This is a genomic window from Amycolatopsis sp. lyj-90 (genome assembly GCF_046549035.1).
GTDB lineage: Bacteria > Actinomycetota > Actinomycetes > Mycobacteriales > Pseudonocardiaceae > Amycolatopsis.
In genome coordinates, this window is sequence record NZ_JAJPWP010000019.1 from 1 (window position 1) to 3,619 (window position 3,619).

2 protein-coding genes are annotated in these 3,619 nt (G+C 60.4%); both read right to left on the reverse strand.

What is annotated here, in order from left to right:
• A partial coding sequence (locus tag ACLJPX_RS44185) for a hypothetical protein (RefSeq protein ID WP_410606078.1) occupies positions 1 to 241 on the reverse strand: 241 nt, incomplete at its 3' end.
• Between the two features lie 60 nt (positions 242 to 301).
• On the reverse strand, positions 302 to 3,619 hold a 3,318-nt coding region (locus ACLJPX_RS44190; RefSeq protein WP_410606079.1), incomplete at its 5' end, for a type I polyketide synthase.

The following is a 3,619-nucleotide window of genomic DNA, read 5'->3' on the forward strand; positions in this document are numbered from 1 at the left end:
CAACAACAACCCGACAAACCCAACCCTCCGGCACCACAACATCAACACCCGAACCACACAACACCACACCAACACCAGAAAACAAACCCCCAGAAACACCCCCACCACCAACCCAACCAACCGAATAGAGACATTGGTCGGGCGACAGTGAAGGCACTGCGGCAGCGCTTTCGACAGTGGCGACTCTTGCGGAATTCCAGGGAATTGACTTTCGATTGAAGATGGCAGTCCGTTTGGTCATCTCAAGCTCCTGAGCACATTCGAGGTCGGCATGCGGATTCGAGCAAGGTGGATATGCGCGTTAGCGTGCCGGCGGCGGGGTGTGGTGTGGTTGGTCGTAGGACTCGAGGACGACGTGTGCGTTGGTGCCGCCGAAACCGAACGAGGAGACACCCGCGATCAACTTCCCGGTCGGGGCGAGCGGGGTGGACTTCGTGGGGATGATCGCGTCGAATGCCGACAGGTCGATCTTCGGGTTCAGTGCCGTGAAGTGCAGGTTCCCCGGCGCCTCGCGATGTCGCAACACCTCGATCGCCTTGATCAAACCGACGATGCCGGCAGCACCCTCCAGGTGACCGATGTTCGACTTGACCGCACCAAGGACCACCGGCTTGACCCGACCGACACCAAGAACGTTCCGCAACGCCTCAACCTCGATCGGATCCCCCAACGGAGTACCCGTCCCATGACACTCCACAAAATCAACATCACCACCACGAACCCCAGCCTCAGCCAAAGCCCGACCGATCACCGCCTCCTGCGCCAAACCATTAGGCGCAGTAAGAGACGCACTACGACCATCCTGATTCACCGCAGTACCACGAATCACCGCAAGAACCTGATCACCATCAGCCTCAGCATCACACAACCGCTTCAACACAACAGCACCAACACCCTCACCACGACAATAACCATCAGCCGACTCATCAAAAGTCGCGCACCGCCCCTCAAAGGACAGCATCTTCGCCGAACAGCCACCGATGAATGACCGCGCACTGAGCATTACGTTGACGCCGCCGACGAGTGCCGCGGAGCATGCCCCGGTCCGGAGCTTTTCCACAGCGAGATCGATCGCTACCAGAGACGACGAACACGCCGTATCCACCGTCATACTCGGACCGGTCAAACCCAGGCAATACGAAACCCGATTCGACATGATCGACCCGGATGCGCCGGCACCGAAGAAGGGGTCCGTGAGATGTCGCGCGTCCATCATATGCGACCAGTCGTGGTTCATTTGGCCGACATACACGCCGATTTTGGAGTTACGCAGCTTCTTTTTGTCATAGCCCGCGTAGTGGAATGCCTCATAGGCGACTTCCAGTAGCATCCTCTGTTGTGGGTCCATTACTTGAGCTTCGTTTATGGGAATGCCGAAGAATTCGTTGTCGAAGTGGTCGACGTCGTCCATGAACGCGCCGCGGCGAGTGTAGCTCCGCCCCACCGCATCAGGATTGGGATCGAAGACCTCACCGATATCGAAGCGCGAGACCGGAACTTCGCCGACACCGTCCACCCCCGACCTCAGCATCTCCCAAAACTCCCCCGGAGAACCCACCGCACCAGGCAAACGACACGCACTACCGACAACCGCGATCGGCTCAGCCACACCAGAGCCCGACACCTCAGCAGGACCCACCTCGACCACGCTCTCGACAACAGCCGAAGCTGTACTGGGGAGGCGTCGCCAGGGTAGGTGCGTGCGCGCGTACTCGACGCGTGCTGGCGGCGGGGTGTGGTGTGGTTGGTCGTAGGACTCGAGGACGACGTGTGCGTTGGTGCCGCCGAAACCGAACGAGGAGACACCCGCGATCAACTTCCCGGTCGGGGCGAGCGGGGTGGACTTCGTGGGGATGATCGCGTCGAATGCCGACAGGTCGATCTTCGGGTTCAGTGCCGTGAAGTGCAGGTTCCCCGGCGCCTCGCGATGTCGCAACACCTCGATCGCCTTGATCAAACCGACGATGCCGGCAGCACCCTCCAGGTGACCGATGTTCGACTTGACCGCACCAAGGACCACCGGCTTGACCCGATCGACACCAAGAACGTTCCGCAACGCCTCGACCTCGATCGGATCCCCCAACGGAGTACCCGTCCCATGACACTCCACAAAATCAACATCACCACCACGAACCCCAGCCTCAGCCAAAGCCCGACCGATCACCGCCTCCTGCGCCAAACCATTAGGCGCAGTAAGAGACGCACTACGACCATCCTGATTCACCGCAGTACCACGAATCACCGCAAGAACCTGATCACCATCAGCCTCAGCATCACACAACCGCTTCAACACAACAGCACCAACACCCTCACCACGACAATAACCATCAGCCGACTCATCAAAAGTCGCACACCGCCCCTCAAAGGACAGCATCTTCGCCGAACAGCACCCGACATAGGTTCTGTGGTGGGTCATAACGTTGACGCCGCCGACGAGTGCCGCGGAGCATGCCCCGGTCCGGAGCTTTTCCACAGCGAGATCGATCGCTACCAGAGACGACGAACACGCCGTATCCACCGTCATACTCGGACCGGTCAAACCCAGGCAATACGAAACCCGATTCGACATGATCGACCCGGACACACCAGCCCCGAAGAACGGATTGCTGGCGCCTTCGTCGCCGGTGACGATCGTCCAGTCTTGATTCGCGACTCCCACATATACTCCGAAATTGGAGTTGCGCAGGATCTTCTTGTTGTAGCCTGCGCAGTGGAACGCCTCATAGGCGACTTCCAGAAGCACCCTCTGCTGAGGGTCCATCGCTCGGGCCTCGCTGGCGAGAATGCCGAAGAATTCGTTGTCGAAGTGCTCGACGTCGTCCATGAACGCGCCGCGGCGAGTGTAGCTCCGCCCCACCGCATCAGGATTGGGATCGAAGACCTCACCGATATCGAAGCGCGAGACCGGAACTTCGCCGACACCGTCCACCCCCGACCTCAGCATCTCCCAAAACTCCCCCGGAGAACCCACCGCACCAGGCAAACGACACGCACTACCGACAACCGCGATCGGCTCAGCCACACCAGAGCCCGACACCTCAGCGGGACCCACCTCGACCACGCTCTCGACAACAGCCGAATCAGCCTGTCGTGCCACTGCAGGTCGCACGTCGAGGAGCGGTGTGGCGGCCGGCGGCTCGACGGGGTGGGCAACAGGACCGCTCGCTGCGGCCACGGGTGCAGGAGCATTGGGCGATTCGAGCTGCAGAGCGAGGAGGCCTTCGCTCATCTCTTCGATACTGGGGTGGTTCAGGACGAAAGTGCTGCTCAAGGTGGTTCCCAGTGCGCGGCCGATGTCCTGTGCAAGGAGAACTGCGCTCAAGGAGTCGAGACCATTGGCCATCAACGGATCGTCGTCTTCCAGGGAGCGGCCGATCGCCTCCGATACCGCCTTGCGAACCAGGGCGTAGATTTCCCGATCCGCGTGGCCTCGGGTCTCACCGCTGTCCGCCGCCTGTTGTGGCTGCTGCGACTGCTGAGATACGAAGTCGCTGGTGAGTGGTGTGGTGGAGACGTAGGTGTCCCAGTCGATTGGGGAGACGCAGACGACGCCGGTCTGTTTGGTTGTGAGGAGGTGTCCGAGGGTCTGGGTGCCGAGCTGGTTGCTGATCGTTCCGTA